Consider the following 19836-nt stretch of genomic DNA (forward strand, 5'->3'; position numbering starts at 1 on the left):
GGGCGAATATCTGTGCAAAATTAATTTCCAGAAATATAGAATTTACTCTTGCATTAAGGTGTGAACTGGAATTTACAATTTCATTTAAGTTTTTAATCAGAAGTGTCCCCGATAGCTACTTATTCATTCTATCATTCCAAACAAGTGTTTGCAATATGAAAGACGCCCATTTTCTGAGCGTCTCCTACTATTGAATATTACAGCATCCGCTTTTCATTTTTTGCACACTCAAATTATTTCCTATCATCTCGGAGGATTCCATAAATCATTTGCTCTATTGCAATTCCATCCAAATTCTTTTTAATACCCTCCCTTTTCATTCCTGCTTTCTCTAAAACCTTTTGTGAAGCGGTATTATCCATATGACTCCATGCATGCACTCTACTAATGGATTTGTCCTCAAATAGATATCTGATCACTTCAGAAAGTGCCTCCGTTGCATATCCCTTTCCCCACGCATTCCTAAAAATACTGTATCCTATTTCAATACTGTTGGTTTGTGGCTCATAATCATAGGCGCCGATCGTTCCTATTATTTCATCCTTGAATTGAATAACCCAACTGTAAAAATTCTTATCTTCGGAATTTTGAATATCTTGTTCTATCTTTTTTTTAGCAGAATCTAACGTGATATAGGGATTCCATCCGGTGTACTTTGACATTTCCGCATCACATCCAAGAAATTTATATAACGTTTCTGCATCTTCCAGCTTTTCATTTCTTAAAATAAGTCTTTCTGTTTTAAGGTTAACCATCTGTTTGTCTCCCTTTTTTATAACGCCGTTCCTTTTTTAGGCACAAAAAAGTGCTCCATATTTGCTTTTTCAAGTGTGAGCAGCTGTACCTTTTTGTTAATGCCACCCGCATAGCCAGTCAGGCTGCCACTTGATCCAACTACGCGGTGGCAGGGTATAATGAGCGAGATGGAATTATGCCCAACAGCACCGCCAACGGCCTGCGCAGACATATTCTCAAGTCCACGTTCCTTTGCAACTTTATCTGCAATTTCACCGTATGTCATAGTGTGACCGTAGGGAATACCCAACATGATTTTCCACACAGATTTTCTAAAGTCCGAACATTTCATCAAAAGCGGAGGAGTAAAATCAGGAATCCCACCGCTAAAATAAATATCGAGCCATCGTTTTGTTTCTTCAAAAACCGGGAGTTCTTTTACTTCATATTGCTTTGCAAGGGAATCGGCAAAATATTTCTGGTCATCAAACCACAAGCCCAGCAGGGCTTTGCCATCACTGCCTAAAGTGATTCCGCCCAGAGGTGAATCGTAATGAATTGTATAATCCATATCTGTTATCCTCCTACTGTTTTTTTGGTGCATAGTCCTTCATTTCCGGAATAGCTCCGCCGGCAACCGCCCAAAAGTATAAGCTCGCAACACTGCAATAAGGGCTGAAACGCTGTCGGTACTTTTGAAAACGCTCCCTGCTGATTTCTTTATGATGATAGGCCATACGAATACCACGTAAAATAGCGAGATCTCCATAGCTGAATACATCCGGCCGTTGAAGACAAAAAAGTAAAATCATTTCGGACGTCCAAACACCGATTCCTTTCAGTTGAGATAACTCAGCGATCAATTCCTCATCCGGCAGCTGTGACAGATGGTTTAGATTCACTGCTCCGGATTTGACTTTTCGGGCAAAGTCTAAAATATAGTCTACCTTATGATAAGTGGTGCCAAATTGCTGCAGCCTGTCACGGCCTGCGGCAAGGATGCTTTCCGTATTAATTTCACCAAGTTCCATTTGCATCTTGAGCCAGATGGTATTATGCGCTTTTGTAGAAATTTGCTGACCGATAATGGAATAGACCACTGCTGAAAACAGGTCAGGTCGGACCTCCCGTTCAATATGACCGATCTGGTCAATAATCTGCCCAAGGATTTTGTCTTTCTTTTTTAAATATTCTGTTTCCTCCGCCCCATACTGAAAAAACATGAAACCTCCTGACTTGACATAACATTCTCATTTGTATTATGATTATATCGTATATATTTATAAAAAAATATAATTAAAGTTCCAAATATTATTAAAATATTGCAGTTTCAGCAGTCAGGAGAATTCAACGTGGAAAAAGGGCAGCAAAATTATATTAATTCAATCAACTTAAATACTGATGCAGACTTCCCATATCTCGTTCTTGAAGTTGTCAACGGACACAGTTATCCACTCAATCCTGGTTTTCGTGTAATGCATTGGCACGAAGACGTGCAATTCATCTATGTTTTGGAAGGCACCGTTCACGTTCAAACGCTGAACAATGAAGTGGAACTTCAAAGCAGCGAAGGTATATTCATCAACAGAAATGTAGTTCATCTTGTAAAACAGACAAACAATTGTCATTATATGAGTTTTGTATTTCCCGAATATATTTTAAAATTTTATGCCGGATGCCCAGCCAATTCGCTGGTGGAAAACCTGATCGGACAAGAGTGCATTCCTTTTTGTTATTTTTCCAAACGTCAAACATGGTGTGAGCAGATACTGTTCATAATGCAGGAACTTACCACATTGGAAAAGAAAAAAAACGAGTTTTATGTGTGCGAAGTGATGATTCGGCTTTTCACACTTGTGCTGCTGACGCGAAAAAACCATGTTCTTTCACAGGTGAAACCCGATGATACTATAGCATTGCGAATGAGAATATTTTTACATTATATTGAACAACACTATGGGGATGATGTCACGCTGGAGAGCCTGGCGCAAAGCGCCAATGTCAGCAAATCCGAATGTATTCGCTGCTTCAAACTCAGTATGCAAATCACACCTTATAAATATCTGATGGAATATCGTCTTTCGAGAGCAGCATTGCTGTTGAGACAGACGAATGAGTCCGTAGGAAACATTGCTTCCAATGTTGGATTTCATCAAATGAGCCGGTTTGGAAAATGCTTCAAAGAAAAAACCGGCTGCACACCGAAAGAATATCGAAATGCAGCCAAAAATAATTAACATTATTATGCTTAAGCCTCATCAATCGCCTTTCCAATATCATGCCTCATATACTTATTCCCAAACTCGATCCACTCCGTTGCCTTATATGCGTTCTCCCTGGCTTCCTTGAGCGTAGCCCCCTTGGCCGTCACTCCCAGCACCCGTCCGCCGTTGGTTACAATATTGCCCTCGGCGTCAAACTTGCTCCCTGCATGGAACACATAATAGCCGTCCTTGTCCTTAAAGTTCTCAAACCCGGTCATCTTGTATCCCTTTTCGTAGTGCTCCGGATATCCGGCGGACGCCAGGACCACGCATACGGCCGCATTGTCCTCAAACTCCAGCTCCACCTGATCCAGCGTGCCGTCCACACATGCCTCGAACACGTCCATGATGTCGTTCTTCATCCTGGGCAGCACCACCTGGGTTTCGGGATCACCGAACCTGGCGTTGTATTCCAACACCTTGGGGCCCTGCTCCGTGAGCATCAGCCCAAAGAAAATGATCCCCTGAAACTCCCGTCCCTCTGCCCTCATGGCATCCACTGTGGGCTGGTAGATATAGTTCCTGCAAAAAGAATCCACTTCCTCCGTATAGAAGGGGCTTGGGGAAAATGTTCCCATGCCGCCCGTATTCAGGCCCTGGTCGCCGTCCTTTGCCCGCTTGTGGTCCTGGGCGGATGTCATAATCTTGATGGTTTTTCCGTCCACAAAGGAGAGCACGGACACCTCCCGGCCTGTCATAAATTCCTCCACCACGATCCGGTCACCTGCAGAGCCGAACTGCTTATCCAGCATCAGGGTCTTGACGCCGTCTTTTGCCTCTTCCCTGGTATTGCATATCAATACGCCCTTTCCCAGCGCAAGGCCGTCCGCTTTGAGCACAATGGGCATTGGCGCATGTTCAATGTAAGCAAGGGCTTTCTCAGGGGAGTCAAATGTCTCGTATCCGGCCGTGGGAATATTGTATTTTTTCATCAGGTCCTTGGAAAACGCCTTGGATCCCTCCAGGATGGCCGCATTTTTCCTTGGCCCGAACGCCCTGATCCCGGCTGCTTCAAATGCATCCACCGCCCCTGCTGCCAGCGGGTCGTCAGGACCCACGATTACCAGATCGATCCCATGTTCCTTTGCAAATGCAACCTGGGCGTCAAAGTCCATCACGCCTATATCCACACACTCCGCCACCTGGGCGATCCCCGCATTGCCGGGAGCACAGTACAGCTTCTCTACCCTGGGACTTTGTACCGCCTTCCACGCAATGGCATGTTCACGTCCGCCGCCGCCTACTATCAACACCTTCATACTATGTCCTCCTTTTACCCTTGGTGTACTATCTTAATAACCCTAAAAGGGCGGAACCCCCGCGGGGCCCCTCCCTGTCTTTGCTTTTATATCAGATGATTTGCAATCATATGGATGGCCTTGGGAAGGATCACCCATTCCGCTTCTTCCATCACCCGCCGCTGAAGCATTTCCGGCGTATCGCCGGCCTGCACTTCCACTGCCTTCTGGAGGATGATAGGGCCGGTATCCATACCGCTGTCCACAAAATGCACCGTGGCCCCGGTCACCTTCACGCCGCGCTTTAAAGCCGCCTCGTGAACCTTCAGGCCGTAATACCCTTTTCCGCAAAAGGAAGGGATCAGGGACGGATGGATGTTGATGATCTTTCCCTCGTACTTCCTTGTCATGGCTTCCGGGATCGCTACCAAGAAACCGGCCAGAACGATCAGGTCCAGATCGTATTCATCCACCTTTGCGAGAAATGCTTCGTTGAACCCATCCCTTGTCTCATAGCTCTTTGGGGAAATGCACACGGCCTCAATGCCATGGTTCTTTGCCCGTTCCAGAGCGTAGGCGCCGGGATTGTTGCTGATCACCACCCGGATCTGCGCATTGGTAATGGCTCCGTTGTCCACTGCATCCAGTATTGCCTGAAGATTGGTGCCGCCGCCCGACACCATCACACCCACATTCAGCATAAGGCCACGCCCTTCTCTCCGCTCTCAACGGAACCTACCACATAGGGCGCCTCGCCGGCCGCCCTGATGGCTTCCATGGTCTTATCCACGTCATCGGGATGCACGGCCAGGATCATTCCCAGTCCCATATTATAGGTATTGTACATCATCTTTTCTTCAATCTGTCCCTTCTTTGCCAGCAGGCCGAAGATGGGAGGAATGGGGTAGCTGTCCTTTTTGATCACTGCCCGGACCCCGTCCTTCAACATACGCGGGACATTCTCATAGAAACCGCCGCCCGTGATATGGCTGCACGCCTTGATGGTCACACCCGCATCCTTGACGCTTCGCAGCGCCTTCACATAGATCTTGGTGGGAGCGATCAGGGCCTCGCCAAGGGTGGTTCCCAGTTCCTCATAATAGGTGTTCAGCCCCTGGGATGTCATTTCCTTTTCAAATACTTTGCGAACCAGTGAGAAACCGTTGGAGTGCACACCGGAGGATGCCATACCGATCAGTACATCCCCTGACGCCAGGTTCTCACCTGTTATCAGATCCTTCTTATCTACAATACCCACCGCAAAACCGGCCAGGTCGTACTCGTCCTCGGGATAAAATCCGGGCATCTCTGCGGTCTCACCGCCAATAAGGGCTGATCCGGACTGGTTACATCCGTCCGCCACGCCTTTTACAATGGTTGCGATCTTTTCCGGAACATTTTTGCCGCAGGCAATATAATCCAGGAAAAACAGCGGCTCACCGCCTGCGCATGCAACATCATTGACGCACATGGCCACACAGTCAATCCCCACTGTGTCATGCTTGTCCATGAGAAATGCCAGCTTCAGCTTGGTGCCCACACCGTCCGTGCCTGAAAGCAGGGTTGGCTCCTCCATCCCCTTAAAGGCGGCCATGGAAAATGCTCCTGAAAATCCGCCGATTCCCCCTAACACTTCAGGGCGCATGGTTCCTTTTACATATTCCTTCATCAGTTCAACCGACTTATATCCCGCCTCAATATCAACTCCGGCCTTCTTGTAATCCATCATTGTATTATCATCCTCCGCATTATTTAGACCTGGTCCCAACTCCCGGACCCTTATTTCATCTGTGCCAGATATTCCTTGTAGCCAATGGACTCCAGTTTCTCAGATTTTGTTACAACATCATTTTTCAGGCCCTCTGAATACTCCTTCAGTCTGCCAAGCAAAGCCCCATCTGAGGTTGCCAGGATCTTGGCAGCAAGAATGCCTGCATTGGCTCCGCCGTTGATTGCCACGGTTGCCACCGGGATACCGCTTGGCATCTGAACAATGGAATACAGGGAATCCACGCCGCCCAGATCAGAGGTCTTCATGGGAATACCGATCACCGGCATGGGGAAAATAGCAGCACACATACCCGGAAGATGGGCAGCCTTGCCCGCACCGGCAATGATCACCTTAAAGCCCTTTTCCTCAGCTGCCTTTGCCCAGTCAAAGAAAATGTCCGGTTCCCTGTGAGCGGAAATGATCGTCATCTCATAATCGATCCCCAGCTTGTCAAGGATCTCCGCCGCCTTTGCCATAACCGGCATATCAGAGTCGCTTCCCATTACAATTCCTACTTTTGCCATTGTTCAATCTCCTTTTCCAAATTCATTACCACAGAGGATAATTAATATTAGTTATTCTTATAAGTATCTTTTTATGCTTGCTATTTACTTATAACTATAATACTAGGAAATATTTGAGTAGTCAATATAATTCTTGAAATTTTCCTATATAGAACAGAAAAATGCCCAAACCACGTGTAAAGGACAGAAAAACGGCAGGTACCTGTCTGGCCCCTGCCTTTTCAGCTAAAATGATTAAATCAAAATTTAAAACTCCAGTGCAATAAACGGTTTATTGGTCTGTGATGCGCATACCGTGGTGGTAATGGCCAGAACCTTCTCTTCCTTATATACAAAGGTATCCCAAGTAAGTACATTTCCCTGGTCTTCTATGTTCAAAGATGTGATATCCATATCTTCCGTGATCTGTGTATTAATGAATATCTTAAGGTGGGTTGGCTTATCCTGGAAATATTTACAGACATAATCGTGCAGAAAGATCTTCTCAAGGGCCTCGCAGTCAAAGGTATGATTGCTGCATACAGAAAGCGGTATATAACTGTAATCCAGTTCATTGGTCTGACCGTCCACGCAGACACAGCGTACGACTTTATACACATAGGAATCCTGCTCCAGATTCAGTTTTGCGCACAGCACCGGACCTGCCTGTATGATCCCATGCTCAATCAGTTTGTGCGGCTTGTTGGAAAAATACTCAAAGGGAGCGATCTTTATACCGCTGGCAAAAGCAATGGACTGCCTGCCCGCGCCCTTTTCAGGTGACAGGACAAAGGTTCCTTTTCCCTGAATCCGTTCCACCACCCTGCTGCTTGCCAGTTCCTTGATGGCCGCGTTCACCGTGATCCGGCTCACATCGAACTGTCTGGAAAGTTCTGCTTCCGATGGAATCCTGTCCCCTACGGTAAACACACCATCCTGAATCTTCTGCAGGATATAATTCTGTATCTGAACATATTTTGGAACATACGAATTATTTTCTTCAGTTATCATTTACTACCCCTCTCTCCCTATCTTTCCTTTTATTCAGACACTGGAAAATGCCAAGGTGTTATGTCACCACACCATCAACGACATTATAGCATGGCTTTCTTTATAGGGCAATTATATTTTTTTACCGATCCTGCTGCTGTAAACGAAAACCATCAGTGATGCGGCTGCTATCAATGCACCCCCTATCATTGATGTGAATTTGACCGGCTCCCCTAAAACAATGAGTCCAAAGAGGAGACTGAACAGGATCCCGGAGTAATTATAGATGCTGATCTCGGAAGCCGGAGCATACCGGTACGCATAGGTAATAAACGCCTGTCCCAGGGAACCGAACACTCCGATCAGGATCAGAAACAGGAGCTGTGACAGGCTGGGCACTACAAAATTACCGATCATAAACGGCAGGGAGCCCACTACGCTGAAGGTGGAAAAGTGCATGATGATCGTCATAGCGTCCACTTTATCCTTCAGATATCCCAGCAGCGTATAGGCGATCCCCGATGTGAGGGCTGACAAAAGCGCCATTACAAGGGGCAGGGGATTTGACTGGAAACTGGGCCGGAACACAATACTCGCCCCAAGAACAGACAGGGCCAGGGCGGGCACCTGTATGGGCAGCATCTTTTCTTTCATAAAGACCACTGCCAGAAGGGTCACAAAAATGGGCGACAGCTTGTTCAGTATGGTCACATCCCCCTGCGCCGCATGGCTGGACGCATAAAACAGGGTGACAAGGCCGAGGAAACCGGAAACGGAACGTCCAAACAGACCCACCTGATATTTCCGTTCCCCAAAATAGGATCCCCCATTGCGATGGATCATATAACATGCGGCAATCAGGATAAACAGATTGCGCATAAAGATCTGTTCCATGGTGGGAATCTCCCTGGTCAGGCGCACCACTACCTGCATGGCTGCAAAGGATAGAGCCGACAGTATCATATATATGATTCCTTTTTGTTTCTGTGTTACAGGCATAGTTTCCTCCATATGAATGATCCTTGATCTGAGCTTAGAGTGATAGATTGCACCCATTTTCACAATGGATGTCCTGAACAGTTACGATATATTTAATATGTCATTCTTTTCAAATATTATGTCTTTTTCGTCAATGACCTGATTAAAAATAAGGATATACATATTCCTCCTGCGGTTTCTCAGCCGCCTCAATACTCTGAGCCTTTAGTAACAGGGAGCCGCCGTCTTCTGTAACTCCCAATATTCCCCTTACAACCACCCAATCCCCATCCTGAAGGTCCAGGTCTCCATTGCAGTCCACCAGAAATCCCAGGGGACTTAAGTCAGCTGAGCAGCACCACATGGAAAGGCGGACCAGGGCAAAACCGCATTTTTCATCCATATCCGGAGCCCGGTAAACAAACCCTTTCATCACAACAGTGTATCCAATATAGGTTTCATAGAAACTGCCCAGTTCATAGATCCATGTATAATAATCCTCATCCCCAATGGTTATGGTCTTTGTTTCTTTATCCAGTCCCTTCAGATCATACCATGGCCTTTCATCCTCACCATTGTCTTCTCTTTCATTCTCACTTTTGTTCCCGTTTTCATTGCCTGAAAGCACTTTGGAAATGCCGGAACTGCCATAATCTTGGGCAATGCCTCTCCCCTCAGAAGCAGGCAAAGGCATCGCCAGCATCAGGATGGGAATGAGCATTACAAAAGAACGTGACAGGCTGATCCGGTACCGGGGTGTGGGTAAATATCTGGCCTGCATACCTGCCCACAGAAACAGCAGAAGAGAAAAACCGTAAAGGTAAGGCTTCATCTTAGGTGTCACATAGTTTAAATACCTGCCCGAATAGGTGAGGCAAAACAGCAGGATGCCAAGGAGCAGGCAGCAGACACATTCCGCCAATGCCTGGAGGTCAAGCCCTTTTCCTCTCAAATCCATATGGGCACTCCTCCCTTTTGGCACGCCATAAACAGGGCCGTCACCAGAAAGCACACAAGGAATGTGGTGAAAAGCAGCCGCACCACAAATCCGGGCCGGCAGCCGGACCGCAGCATGGCGGCATTTTTTATATCCATCATCGGGCCAAATACTAAAAATCCAAGGATTGCTCCCATGGGCAGATTTCCGGCCATGCTCCCGGCCACCACCGCATCGGAGGAGGAACAGAGGGAAAGTACAAAAGCCATTCCCATCATCAAAAGAAGGGCGATCCATGGATCCGTCCCTTCCCCTGCCCGCAGTCCTCCTGGGACCATCTTCTGAAACAGTGAGGATACAAAAATCCCTATGAGAAGGAACTTACCCACTGAAAAAAATTCATTCTGCCCATGCCGGATCACCAGTCCGAGGCGTGACTGCCCTGTTCCCTTCCATGCAGGTATGCGGTAATCCACGCAGCCCGCCTGTACAGGCACGGGATCTTCACACAGACAGTCCCCTGGCGTCCTGATCAGAAAGGTCAGTCCGCAGAGTACGGCACATACGATCCCCAGGACGCACCTGGCCGCAACGATCCGGTAATTCCCGTTAAACGCATACCAGGTGGACAGGATCACCACCGGATTGATGACAGGGGATACCAGCATAAATGTAACCGCAGCAGGCAGGGGAACCCCCTTTTTTACCAGACCCTTAAAAACAGGTATGGATGCGCAGTCGCAGACCGGAAGGCAGAATCCGGCAGCCACTGCAAAAAGCTGGCCGGCCAGAACTGTTTTCGGGAACGTTCTCCGTATCCATGATGGCTGCACATATACCTGGATCAGGGATGAGAGAAGGGCGCCCAGGGCAAGAAAAGGGGCTGCCTGCAAAAACACTCCAAGAAATGTGCTTACAAACCGTCCCGCCGGAAAATCCAGTCCATTCAGCCCGGAACATATCCCTCCATAGATTCCTGCGGCAGCCGCTGCGGTCAAAAACCAGAAGCATGGTGGAATGGGGGATCTGAACATTTCCGAGACAAAACTGTCCCATTTTCTTTGGTGGAATACCTTTATGCCGGGATTACAGCCGGACAGGATGCCGGTCATCCTCCCCATATGGCGGCGTCCCCTGCGGCTGATAAAGGCACAGTCGCTTGCCCCTATCTGTGAAAATGCAGCCGCACCCGCATTTGGAATTCCAGTTGTAAGACCGCTTTCCTGTGTCACGTAGACCACTTTCTTGATATGTATGGCTGTTTTGGCAGTAAACTGCAGGAACATTTCTTCCAGTTTATGAAAATGTTCCATACCGTTCCACTCCATAAGGATCAGATCAGGCCCCTGGCCGGGACCGCGCTGTTTCAGACAGTTCCGTATGGAGTTAACGATAAAAAAGGGGCTTTGCTCCAGCCGGCCTTTTGAAAAAACCAATTTTTCCACTCGGCCGGCCTGTTTTCCCCGTGTATGCGACCTGCTTCCGGTCAGCTGCGGGGCGCATGTTACTTCTCCTGATTCAAACTGGATCACCAGAAGATCCAGCCCATCCAATTCCCGTTCAATCAGCTGATTGATCAGTGTTGTCTTTCCCGAATCCAGCAGACCGGTTATGACCCATACAGGTATCCCCATCCTTTTCCTCCTCGCTGAATAATGTCCGTATCTGCCGTTCGTCCAGTCCTGTGCCGATAAAGCATATCTGGTTTCCGGCCGCACTTGTGGGTTCAATGCTCAGGCTTCCCGGAATAAAATGAAAGACCAGACCGCTGTTCTCCCCAGGCACGATCCCCTTCCCCCGCAGGATCTCACCGTCCGCATGCTTCACCACATGGAGTACCTTTTTCCCCAGCTGCTCCTCAGTAAGGGGCGGCTCCCACCTTAGTGTGACGGAGGAAAAAACATCCCTGGCAAAATAGCGGCGGACAAAGTTCATTTTCTGCCCACCCTCCCCGCACGCATTCCGCCGGATACGCACGGGCCTTATTGCCACGGCCTCCTCCATCTCCATCTTGATCACATTACTGTTTCGCGGACCGAACCGGAACACGGACAAGGGGATGGAATCCCAGAAATCCGCTTCTATCCTGATCCCGGGGCTGATCCTTTGTATTTTCTCCTCTATGGCTCTGATCCGATCCGGACACTCCTCCTGATGGCTCAGAAGGACCAGGTCTGCGTAGATGATCTGATCTTCAAAAAATTCACCGTAGTTTCTAAGATATTTATCAAAGGTCCGGATATCCACCACCGTGATTGTTTTCCGAATGTGAAGCCTGCCTTTGTCCTCCTGCCGGAAGCAGATCTTAAGTATGTCAGAGAGTCTGCCCACGCCCGAGGGCTCCACCAGGATCACATCCGGCGAGTAATCTTTTAAGATCCCATTCAGGGCCGCCGCAAAGTCTCCTGTAAGGCTGCAGCAGATACAGCCTGCACTTAAACTGGTCACATTCAGGTCATATTCCCGAAGGAGCCCGGCATCGATCCCTGTTTCCCCAAAGTCATTTTCAATCACCATAACCGCCTTGTTCCTGAATACGGAACGGACCATGGTCTTAATCAGCGTTGTCTTTCCGGATCCCAAAAACCCGGATATAATATAGATATCAGTCATATAAACTCCATTCTTCCGCCCTGGGGCATATTTGAACATGCTTTCCTTTAGCTGCAACTTTTTCTCAGAAGACGTTTTACGGACAGCACCAGGACCAGGCAGACCACTCCCACCAGCACAATGGCGCTTCCCGGTTTTAACCCCAGATAATACGCGGCAAACAGCCCTATTACCATAAAAACAACATTCAGTACAACAGCGCACAAAAGTGTCTGGCGGTAGTTTCTCCCCAATTCCATGGCACATGCCACGGGCACCACCATCATGGAGGAAACAATGAGGGCACCCACGGTTCTGGTAGCAACGGAAATGGTCAGTGCAGTGAGGATCGTAAACAGGAAATTCACGGTCTTCACAGGCACTCCTGCCAGTCTGGCCCCCTGCTCATCCAGGGAAACATAGAATAATTCCTTGTAAAAAAGCAAAAACACCAGCAGGACCGCAGCGCTGACTCCCATCACCAGGTATAACTCCCCATCGCCGACCGCCACAATGCTGCCAAACAGAAAGCTGTTAAAATTAGCGGCATTTTTTACAAATCCAGATAATACGCCTGCCAGGCCAATCCCTGCGGACATAATGACGGCAATGGACATTTCTGAAAATACCGGCAGCTTTCTGCGGACCGCCTCTATGCCAAAGGCAGCGATCACACAGGCGGCAGCGGCAGCCACCACGGGATTCACTCCCAGGATCAGCCCTGCAGCCACCCCTGCAAGAGAACAGTGGGATAAGGCATCTCCTATCATGGACAGGCGCTTGCATACGATCACGATCCCAATACAGGGGATCACCGCGGCCAATAAGATCCCAACCATAAAGGCCCTGTGCATAAACGCATAATTAAATATTTCCATCTTTGTTTTCCTCCCGGCCTTCCTCCATACGTTTGACCCGTCCATCCTCCAAGAGCCACAGATCATCCGCATACGGCAGGATCCCTTTCCGGTCATGGGTGACCATCAGGACCGCCGCCTGCTCTTCCCTGTTGATCTTTCTCAACAGCTGGTAAAAGTCAGCTGTGCTTTTCTCATCCATACCGGATGTCGGTTCATCTAATATCAGCAAGCGCGGCCGGTTTACCAGAGCCCTTGCCAAAAGGACCTTCTGTCTCTGGCCCCCGGACAGCCGTCCGATCAGCTCTTTTCCGTACTCTTCCATTCCAATCTGTGCCAGGGCCTGGCGCACCTTTTCTTTTTCCTTTTTTCCTGCAAACCGGAATCTTCCGATCTGAGAGTACAGGTTGGCCTGGACGATCTCATTTACGGAAACGGGAAATCTGTAATAGGACGCCATGCCGCCCTGGGGAACATAGCTCACTTCCCGCCAGTTGTGAAACTGCCTTACATCCTGCCCCAGGATCTCTATCCGCCCCTGGGCGCTGTCCGGAAATAGTTCTCCCAGAGCCAGCTTCAAAAGCGTGCTTTTTCCAGCCCCGTTCCGGCCCAGCAGTACCGCAAACCTTCCCTGTGGAATGGCAATATTTATCTCATGCAACACCCGGACGCTTCCATAAGAGAAGCTGAGCCCCCTGACTGTCATGGCATCCATGTTCTTACTCCTTTATCCTGTTTCTTTTTCTGTTACATTACCTGTTATATTACCTGTTGCCTGACCTGTCGTTTACTCCCATGCTGCCTTTAGCTGCTCCAGATTATCCTCCATCACGGAAAAATAATCCGCTCCTGCTTTCAGTTCCTCATCGCTGAGACCTTCCAGGGGATTTAAAACCCGTACAGAAACGCCTGTTTCCTTTGCAATGGCTTCAGCGACCTTGGGGCTTGCCAGTTCCTCAAAGAAAATGGATCTCACGCCCCTCTCTTTTATAAAATCAATCACCTGTGCCATCCTGGACGGATTTGGCTCGGAATCCGGGGACAGGCCTTCAACTCCCACCTGGTTTAAACCGTAGGCATCGCATAGGTAGCCAAATGCCTCATGGGATACCACAATATCCTTGTTTTCCAGTCCGGACAGGTTCTCCCTGAACTTCAGGTCCAGTTCATCCAGTCCGGCGGCATAAGTCTCATAGTTTGCCTTGTAGGTTTCCTGATGCTCCGGGTCCGCCTCTATGAACGCATCCCTGATGTGTTCCATCTCTACTTTGGCATTCATGGGGTTGAGCCACACATGGGGATCATATGTCCCCCTCTCATGCCCCTCTCTAAGAACAATATCTTTGGATGCTTCCACTGAGATCAGCTTTTTATTTTCCAGGCCTGCAAGCACATCCTCAGCCCAGTGCTCCATTCCCGCCCCGCTGTAAATAAACAGGTCCGCTTCCTCCAGGTTTTTAATGTCGCTGACCGCCGGTTCCCAGTCATGGGGTTCCGTACCGGCCGGAACCATATTGGTGACCTCCGCCCGTTCACCGCCAATTTTTGCCGCAAAATCATACATGGGGTAAAAACTTGCCATCACCTTTATTTTCTTCCCGTTCTCCTCCTGTGCCTTTGTTTCGGCGGTTGGTTCTGCCTGTTTGTCTGAAGCGGCGGCCAAACCGGCACAGCCGGACAGCATGAGTACCAGGGCCAGAGCCGGCACAGCCAGCGGGCCCATTATCCGATTTCTCATTTTCTTCATGATTTGATTCTCCCAACTGTATTTGAATATATGATAAAATGAACTTTATCTCTGCCCCAGGGACAGACTAAAAATGGGTGCACAAAAACAAGACAGCCTCCTGTCCCCATTCCCTCTCAGACACCTGATGGTCCGTCCCCATGGGGGCAGACCGGTTCCCGGGAGGTATTAAGTCATGGAATCCTGTCCTGGTGCCAAATACATTCAATTATCTAAACGGATTTTTAAGCTGACCAAAGAAACCGGGCGCAGATAAAGTCCGGTCCTATAAGAAATCAAGAATTTTTGTACCACAATATTTGCAAAAATAACAGCAGTTCCCCCGCCTGCGGCTTCCGACAGCAGACGCAGTGTGGATGCGCAGGCTTCCATCTCTGCGCAGATATAACATCCCTCACCGGTACACTGGTGTTTTGCATGTGTGGCAATAAAGAAAACGGAGAGAAACAGCACTGCAGTCAGAAGGATTGCTGTGAGCAATGCATAAATCTGTTTGTTTTTTCTGAACTGAGCCATTTTCTCTCCTCCTTTCCCGGTTCTAATTTGGAAATTAAAATCATTTTCATATTATAACAGTTTTTTTATCCTGTCAATCCCTTTTACACAGGTCGGTTCTCCTGCATCCCTCACAATAGCCAAACAGGACCGAGCGGCGTATATCCGGCTCAAACCCGTGTTCCCTGCAGATATGTTCCATAAAATCATCCAGTTTAGAACATTCCAGTGGAATAAACCGGCCGCACCCTAAACACACCAGCTTTCCCGGTTTTCTCAACTCTTCATCACCGGCGTAACAGTACCGTATCTTGGATCCATCCTCCATGGGAAGCTTCATCACCTTCCCGTCCTCAGCCAAACGCTCCAGGGCCCGGTATACGGTGGTCTGCCCCACCTGTACCCCTTCCTGCCGCAGGAGGTCCATCAACTGGTCCACGGTAAGGAACCATGACTTCTGCTGTTTTAAGACATCTAAGATCGTGATCTGCTGCTTTGTCCTGTATCTGCCTCTCTCTCCCATTATCCACCTCTGAATTTGAAATTGATTTCTATTTTATATTATATTCCTTGTTTCCATGATGTCAAGTTTTTGGCAAAAGTATACGATTTATGCCCATATATTTTTGTCAATTATGCATAATAGATGTTAAATAATTTTTAGGATTTTTCCTATAGACTAAAAATTTTTTAGGTATTATAATATATACCATGATAACAATTTAATAAATCTTTTGCCATTATGTATATCCTGGGGATTGGCCCAGAGTCTCTACCAACTACCGAAAAGAGTTGACTACATATCTTATGTAGTCAGCTCTTTTTTTCTATTTGTGTTAAGAATCCATATCCCTTTATTCACTAAGGATATATCTATTGGCAAAATACAATGCGAGGAGGAAATCTAAAAATGAATATTGTAGGGCAGCAAATGAAACGTGTTGATGCTTACGGAAAGGTGACCGGAGAGGCCAAATACACGGCGGATCTGGAGCCCCGGGACATTCTTCACGGAAGGGTCGTGCACTCTACCATCGCCAATGGCCGGGTTAAAAGTTTTGATCTGACCAAGGCTTACAAAGTGCCGGGAGTTGTTAAGATCGTCACCTGTTTTGATGTGCCTGACTGCCAGTTTCCCACCGCTGGCCATCCATGGAGCGTGGAGACCAAACATCAGGATATCTGTGACCGCAAGCTCTTAAATGAACGCATCAGGCTGTATGGGGATGATATTGCGGCCATTGTGGCTGAAAACGAGGTTGCCGCTTCCCAGGCGGCGCGTCTGGTCAAGGTGGAGTACGAGGAGTACGAGCCCATTGTCACCGTAGAAGCAGCCATGGCTGAGGGAGCCCCCCCGCTGCACCCTGATCTCAGAAAGGACAATGTGATCGTCCACTCCCACATGACCATGGGAGCCAGCGGCTTTACATATAAGGAAGGGCTTAAAAAGGCGGAGGAAACCTACGGACAGGAACAGATCGTTGCCATAGAGACAGAGTATGACACTCCCCGTATTTCCCACTGCCATATTGAGCTTCCTGTCTCTTGGGCTTATGTGGATACCAACGGCAAGATCACCGTTGTAGCCTCCACCCAGATCCCCCACATTGTCAGGCGTTGTACGGCGCAGGCCCTGGGCGTTCCCATCGGCAGAGTGCGCATCATCAAGCCATACATTGGCGGCGGATTTGGAAACAAGCAGGATGTGCTCTATGAACCCCTGAACGCGTTCCTCTCACTTTCCGTGGGCGGCAGGCCGGTGAGGCTGGAGATCAGCCGTGAGGAGACCATTTCCGGAACCCGCACCCGCCACGCCATCAAGGGACTGTGCAAAGCGGTCCTGACAAAAGAAGGGCGTGTTCTGGCAAGACAGCTGGACGCCTATGCCAACAACGGAGGATATGCCTCCCATGGCCATGCGATCTGCGCCAACTGCGGCAATGTGTTTAAGGACCTGTACAGAGATGAGCTGGGAGCTGAGATCGACTGTTCCACTGTATATACCTCCTCTCCCACCGCGGGAGCCATGAGAGGTTACGGGATCCCGCAGGCAGCGTGGTTTGCGGAATGTCTGGCGGATGACATGGCCTGGGCCATCGGCATGGATCCCTGTGAATTCAGGATAAAAAACTGCATGGAGGATGGGTTTGTGGATCCGGCTAACGGTATCACCTTCCACTCCTACGGTTTGAAGAAATGTATCGAGGCGGGAAGAAAGCATATCCGCTGGGATGAGAAATGGAACGCGTACAGGAATCAGACCGGTCCGGTCCGCAAGGGCGTGGGCATGGCGATCTTCTGTTATAAGACAGGCGTACACCCCATTTCCCTGGAAACGGCTTCCGCACGTATGGTATTAAACCAGGACGGTTCCATCCAGCTGTGCATGGGGGCCACGGAGATCGGCCAGGGAGCCGATACCGTGTTCACACAGATGGCATCTGAAACCACGGGCATCTCCTATGATCAGGTATACATTGTATCCACCCAGGATACGGATACCACTCCCTTTGACACCGGCGCCTACGCATCCCGCCAGACCTATGTGTCCGGCATGGCATTAAAGAAATGCGCCGAGGAGTTCAGGCACAAGATCCTTGACTATGCAGCTTACATGCTGAACCACGACATCACCGACCTGTCAAAGACCGTGTACGCGCAGATCGTAAAGGATGCCGGATGCCGGCTCAGGGAAGCGCTGGGTCTTCATAAGGACGAGGAAGTCACTGAGGATATGCTGGATATCGTAAACAGTAAGGTAGTGGTATGCGGCGGCGCGCCGGAGCTCTTTGACGTGGGCGTGGTGGCTGACACTGCATTTTATTCCCTGGAGCGTTCCGTACATATCACCGCAGAGGTCACAAACCAGTGCAAGCAGAATACATTTTCCTCGGGCTGCTGTTTTGTGGAAATAGAGGTGGATATCCCCCTGGGCCTTGTGACGGTCACGGATATCATCAATGTCCATGATTCAGGCGTTCTGATCAACCCGCAGACAGCCCGGGCACAGGTCCACGGCGGCATGAGCATGGGGCTTGGGTACGGACTTTCCGAAGAACTTCTGGTGGATGAAAAGACCGGAAAACCATTAAACAACAACCTGCTGGATTATAAGATCCCCACAGCCATGGACACACCTGACCTGAACGTGGAGTTCATCCAGCTGGAAGACCCCACCGGACCTTACGGAAATAAATCCCTGGGTGAACCCCCCGCGATCCCGGTGGCCCCCGCCATCCGGAACGCGATCTTAAATGCAACCGGTGTGCACATGGATGTAAACCCCATGACAGCCCAGAGGCTGATCGAGAAATTCAAAGAAAAAGGTCTGATATAAGGAGAAAGCTATGTTTGACATTAAATCATTTTATGAGGCAAAGAGTGTGGAAGATGCCATCAATGCCCTTGTGAAGGATCCTGATGCGGAAATCATCAGCGGGGGCACCGATGTGCTGATACGCGTAAGGGAAGGCAAGGACGCGGGACGGTCCGTGGTATCCATCCATAATATAGAGGAACTAAAGGGCGTGAAGCTGTTGGAGAACGGCGATCTGTGGATCGGGGCAGGCACTTCATTTTCCCATATCACCAATGACCCCCTGATCCAGAGATACATTCCCATGCTTGGGGAAGCCGTGGACATGGTAGGCGGTCCCCAGATCCGCAACACGGGAACTATTGGGGGAAATATCTGCAACGGAGCAACCTCTGCCGACTCTGCTTCCACCATGTGGACCCTGGAAGCGGATGTGGTGCTGGAAGGCCCTGATGGCCGGAGGATCGTGCCTGTGTGTGAGTTTTATACAGGCCCGGGCAGAACGGTCCGCGACCGGTGCGAGGTCTGTACCTGCTTTCTGATCCATCCTGAAAGCTATGTGGGATGGACCGGCCATTATATGAAATACGGAAAGCGCAAGGCCATGGAGATCGCCACCCTGGGCTGTGCGGTCAGGGTAAAGCTTTCAGAGGATAAGAAACGGATCGAGGATGTGAGGCTGGGTTACGGCGTAGCCGGCCCTACGCCCCTGCGATGCAGGAAAGCCGAGGAAGCCCTAAAGGGCTGTGAGGTCACTGACAGCGAGGCAATCCTTGAATTTGGAAGAGATGCGCTCACTGAGGTAAACCCACGTTCCTCATGGAGGGCTTCCAAGGAATTCAGGCTTCAGCTCATTGAGGAGCTGTCAAAACGCGCCCTGGTGGAAGCTATAAAAATTGCAGGAGGTAAGGTCAATGCTTAAGATTGTGCATATGAAAGTAAATGGAAAGGATGTGGAGCTGGCAGTGGATGAGCGTGAATCCCTGCTGGATACCCTGCGCCAGCGCATGGGGCTCACATCTGTAAAAAAGGGCTGCGAAGTCGGGGAATGCGGCGCCTGTACCGTGCTGGTCAACGGGGAAGCCATTGACAGCTGTATCTATATGACTCTGTGGGCAGAAGGAAAAAGCGTCATGACAGTGGAAGGATTAAAGGGGCCAAACGGGGAACTATCTCCTATCCAGAAGGCATTTATCGAGGAAGCCGCGGTACAGTGCGGATTCTGTACGCCGGGCCTGATCATGAGCGCGGTTGAGATCGTGGGAACAGGCAAAAAATATAACAGGGAAGAATTAAAGAAATTGATTTCCGGGCATTTGTGCAGATGTACGGGATATGAAAATATCCTTAATGCAATGGAGAGAATCGTGGAAGAGGTATATCAGATCAGCCATAAAACAAATTCCTAACAAA

21 protein-coding genes and 1 riboswitch are annotated in these 19836 nt (G+C 49.1%); of the genes, 4 read left to right on the forward strand and 17 right to left on the reverse strand.

The window, feature by feature from the left end; translation table 11 throughout:
* Positions 1-233: 233 nt before the first annotated feature.
* The 3 genes from CLFS41_RS06860 to CLFS41_RS06870 are packed head-to-tail and all read right to left on the reverse strand — an operon-like array spanning position 234 to position 1958.
* Positions 234-755 (reverse strand): GNAT family N-acetyltransferase, encoded by a 522-nt coding sequence (locus CLFS41_RS06860; RefSeq protein ID WP_045091851.1) that lies wholly within the window; start codon positions 753-755, stop codon positions 234-236.
* A 17-nt stretch (positions 756-772) separates the two neighbouring features.
* Entirely contained in the window at positions 773-1306 is a 534-nt protein-coding gene (locus tag CLFS41_RS06865; RefSeq protein ID WP_007859427.1) for a methylated-DNA--[protein]-cysteine S-methyltransferase, read from the reverse strand.
* Positions 1307-1319: 13 nt separating this feature from the next.
* Entirely contained in the window at positions 1320-1958 is a 639-nt protein-coding gene (locus tag CLFS41_RS06870; protein ID WP_007859428.1) for a DNA-3-methyladenine glycosylase, read from the reverse strand.
* A gap of 129 nt (positions 1959-2087) precedes the next feature.
* Here CLFS41_RS06870 and CLFS41_RS06875 point away from each other — a divergent pair, with 129 nt between their 5' ends.
* On the forward strand, positions 2088-2972 hold the full coding sequence (locus CLFS41_RS06875) for an AraC family transcriptional regulator (RefSeq protein WP_007859429.1): 885 nt from the start codon (positions 2088-2090) through the stop codon (positions 2970-2972).
* An 11-nt stretch (positions 2973-2983) separates the two neighbouring features.
* Here CLFS41_RS06875 and purD read toward each other — a convergent pair whose 3' ends face one another.
* The 14 genes from purD to CLFS41_RS06945 form a co-directional block, all read right to left on the reverse strand.
* On the reverse strand, positions 2984-4258 hold the full coding sequence (gene purD / locus CLFS41_RS06880; protein WP_045091852.1) for a phosphoribosylamine--glycine ligase: 1275 nt from the start codon (positions 4256-4258) through the stop codon (positions 2984-2986).
* Between the two features lie 86 nt (positions 4259-4344).
* A complete protein-coding gene (gene purN / locus CLFS41_RS06885) occupies positions 4345-4938 on the reverse strand; it encodes a phosphoribosylglycinamide formyltransferase (protein ID WP_007859431.1) in 594 nt (197 codons plus the stop codon).
* Positions 4932-5963 (reverse strand): phosphoribosylformylglycinamidine cyclo-ligase, encoded by a 1032-nt coding sequence (purM, locus tag CLFS41_RS06890; RefSeq protein ID WP_040415519.1) that lies wholly within the window; start codon positions 5961-5963, stop codon positions 4932-4934. The genes purN and purM overlap by 7 nt, the downstream gene beginning before the upstream one ends.
* Positions 5964-6016: 53 nt before the next feature.
* Complete coding sequence (purE, locus tag CLFS41_RS06895) at positions 6017-6532, reverse strand: 5-(carboxyamino)imidazole ribonucleotide mutase (RefSeq protein WP_007859436.1); 516 nt, start codon at positions 6530-6532, stop codon at positions 6017-6019.
* 246 nt (positions 6533-6778) lie between these two features.
* Positions 6779-7522 (reverse strand): GntR family transcriptional regulator, encoded by a 744-nt coding sequence (locus tag CLFS41_RS06900; protein ID WP_007859439.1) that lies wholly within the window; start codon positions 7520-7522, stop codon positions 6779-6781.
* A 111-nt stretch (positions 7523-7633) separates the two neighbouring features.
* On the reverse strand, positions 7634-8500 hold the full coding sequence (locus CLFS41_RS06905) for a DMT family transporter (RefSeq protein WP_007859441.1): 867 nt from the start codon (positions 8498-8500) through the stop codon (positions 7634-7636).
* Between the two features lie 142 nt (positions 8501-8642).
* Entirely contained in the window at positions 8643-9437 is a 795-nt protein-coding gene (locus CLFS41_RS06910) for a TIGR03943 family protein (RefSeq protein ID WP_045091853.1), read from the reverse strand.
* Complete coding sequence (locus tag CLFS41_RS06915; RefSeq protein ID WP_045091854.1) at positions 9428-11050, reverse strand: permease; 1623 nt, start codon at positions 11048-11050, stop codon at positions 9428-9430. Before CLFS41_RS06915 ends, CLFS41_RS06910 begins: the two co-directional genes overlap by 10 nt.
* Complete coding sequence (locus tag CLFS41_RS06920) at positions 10977-12029, reverse strand: GTP-binding protein (protein ID WP_045091948.1); 1053 nt, start codon at positions 12027-12029, stop codon at positions 10977-10979. Before CLFS41_RS06920 ends, CLFS41_RS06915 begins: the two co-directional genes overlap by 74 nt.
* A 47-nt stretch (positions 12030-12076) precedes the next feature.
* Positions 12077-12886: a metal ABC transporter permease gene (locus CLFS41_RS06925; RefSeq protein ID WP_045091855.1), complete on the reverse strand. Its 810-nt coding sequence runs from the start codon at positions 12884-12886 to the stop codon at positions 12077-12079.
* Entirely contained in the window at positions 12873-13580 is a 708-nt protein-coding gene (locus CLFS41_RS06930) for a metal ABC transporter ATP-binding protein (RefSeq protein WP_045091856.1), read from the reverse strand. Before CLFS41_RS06930 ends, CLFS41_RS06925 begins: the two co-directional genes overlap by 14 nt.
* Positions 13581-13652: 72 nt before the next feature.
* Positions 13653-14612 carry a metal ABC transporter substrate-binding protein gene (locus CLFS41_RS06935; protein ID WP_045091857.1) on the reverse strand — a complete coding sequence of 320 codons (960 nt, stop codon included), beginning with the start codon at positions 14610-14612 and terminating at the stop codon, positions 13653-13655.
* Between the two features lie 204 nt (positions 14613-14816).
* A complete protein-coding gene (locus tag CLFS41_RS06940; protein ID WP_007859451.1) occupies positions 14817-15128 on the reverse strand; it encodes a hypothetical protein in 312 nt (103 codons plus the stop codon).
* Between the two features lie 73 nt (positions 15129-15201).
* Positions 15202-15630 carry a transcriptional repressor gene (locus CLFS41_RS06945; RefSeq protein ID WP_007859452.1) on the reverse strand — a complete coding sequence of 143 codons (429 nt, stop codon included), beginning with the start codon at positions 15628-15630 and terminating at the stop codon, positions 15202-15204.
* A 199-nt stretch (positions 15631-15829) separates the two neighbouring features.
* Positions 15830-15926, forward strand: a riboswitch (purine riboswitch).
* 91 nt (positions 15927-16017) lie between these two features.
* Between CLFS41_RS06945 and xdhA the strand changes: the two genes are divergently transcribed.
* Genes xdhA through xdhC form a run of 3 tightly spaced genes read left to right on the forward strand, consistent with a single transcriptional unit; the run spans position 16018 to position 19832 of the window.
* Complete coding sequence (gene xdhA, locus CLFS41_RS06950; RefSeq protein WP_045091858.1) at positions 16018-18444, forward strand: xanthine dehydrogenase subunit XdhA; 2427 nt, start codon at positions 16018-16020, stop codon at positions 18442-18444.
* A gap of 10 nt (positions 18445-18454) precedes the next feature.
* Entirely contained in the window at positions 18455-19345 is an 891-nt protein-coding gene (gene xdhB / locus CLFS41_RS06955) for a xanthine dehydrogenase subunit XdhB (RefSeq protein WP_007859454.1), read from the forward strand.
* Positions 19338-19832, forward strand: a complete 495-nt coding sequence (gene xdhC, locus CLFS41_RS06960) for a xanthine dehydrogenase subunit XdhC (RefSeq protein ID WP_007859455.1) — start codon at positions 19338-19340, stop codon at positions 19830-19832. Before xdhB ends, xdhC begins: the two co-directional genes overlap by 8 nt.
* The last annotated feature ends 4 nt before the right edge of the window (positions 19833-19836 follow it).

The sequence above is a fragment of the Clostridium sp. FS41 genome (assembly GCF_000954015.1).
Lineage (GTDB): Bacteria > Bacillota > Clostridia > Lachnospirales > Lachnospiraceae > Enterocloster > Enterocloster citroniae.

What these genes read in the sequence shown, in the direction of transcription:
- CLFS41_RS06860 (WP_045091851.1), bottom strand. Translation starts at nt 755, where the DNA reads ATGGTTAACCTTAAAACAGAAAGACTTATTTTAAGAAATGAAAAGCTG.
- CLFS41_RS06865 (WP_007859427.1), bottom strand. Translation starts at nt 1,306, where the DNA reads ATGGATTATACAATTCATTACGATTCACCTCTGGGCGGAATCACTTTA.
- CLFS41_RS06870 (WP_007859428.1), bottom strand. Translation starts at nt 1,958, where the DNA reads ATGTTTTTTCAGTATGGGGCGGAGGAAACAGAATATTTAAAAAAGAAA.
- purD (WP_045091852.1), bottom strand. Translation starts at nt 4,258, where the DNA reads ATGAAGGTGTTGATAGTAGGCGGCGGCGGACGTGAACATGCCATTGCG.
- purN (WP_007859431.1), bottom strand. Translation starts at nt 4,938, where the DNA reads ATGCTGAATGTGGGTGTGATGGTGTCGGGCGGCGGCACCAATCTTCAG.
- purM (WP_040415519.1), bottom strand. Translation starts at nt 5,963, where the DNA reads ATGGATTACAAGAAGGCCGGAGTTGATATTGAGGCGGGATATAAGTCG.
- purE (WP_007859436.1), bottom strand. Translation starts at nt 6,532, where the DNA reads ATGGCAAAAGTAGGAATTGTAATGGGAAGCGACTCTGATATGCCGGTT.
- CLFS41_RS06900 (WP_007859439.1), bottom strand. Translation starts at nt 7,522, where the DNA reads ATGATAACTGAAGAAAATAATTCGTATGTTCCAAAATATGTTCAGATA.
- CLFS41_RS06905 (WP_007859441.1), bottom strand. Translation starts at nt 8,500, where the DNA reads ATGCCTGTAACACAGAAACAAAAAGGAATCATATATATGATACTGTCG.
- CLFS41_RS06910 (WP_045091853.1), bottom strand. Translation starts at nt 9,437, where the DNA reads ATGGATTTGAGAGGAAAAGGGCTTGACCTCCAGGCATTGGCGGAATGT.
- CLFS41_RS06915 (WP_045091854.1), bottom strand. Translation starts at nt 11,050, where the DNA reads ATGGGGATACCTGTATGGGTCATAACCGGTCTGCTGGATTCGGGAAAG.
- CLFS41_RS06920 (WP_045091948.1), bottom strand. Translation starts at nt 12,029, where the DNA reads ATGACTGATATCTATATTATATCCGGGTTTTTGGGATCCGGAAAGACA.
- CLFS41_RS06925 (WP_045091855.1), bottom strand. Translation starts at nt 12,886, where the DNA reads ATGGAAATATTTAATTATGCGTTTATGCACAGGGCCTTTATGGTTGGG.
- CLFS41_RS06930 (WP_045091856.1), bottom strand. Translation starts at nt 13,580, where the DNA reads ATGGATGCCATGACAGTCAGGGGGCTCAGCTTCTCTTATGGAAGCGTC.
- CLFS41_RS06935 (WP_045091857.1), bottom strand. Translation starts at nt 14,612, where the DNA reads ATGAAGAAAATGAGAAATCGGATAATGGGCCCGCTGGCTGTGCCGGCT.
- CLFS41_RS06940 (WP_007859451.1), bottom strand. Translation starts at nt 15,128, where the DNA reads ATGGCTCAGTTCAGAAAAAACAAACAGATTTATGCATTGCTCACAGCA.
- CLFS41_RS06945 (WP_007859452.1), bottom strand. Translation starts at nt 15,630, where the DNA reads ATGGGAGAGAGAGGCAGATACAGGACAAAGCAGCAGATCACGATCTTA.
- xdhA (WP_045091858.1), top strand. Translation starts at nt 16,018, where the DNA reads ATGAATATTGTAGGGCAGCAAATGAAACGTGTTGATGCTTACGGAAAG.
- xdhB (WP_007859454.1), top strand. Translation starts at nt 18,455, where the DNA reads ATGTTTGACATTAAATCATTTTATGAGGCAAAGAGTGTGGAAGATGCC.
- xdhC (WP_007859455.1), top strand. Translation starts at nt 19,338, where the DNA reads ATGCTTAAGATTGTGCATATGAAAGTAAATGGAAAGGATGTGGAGCTG.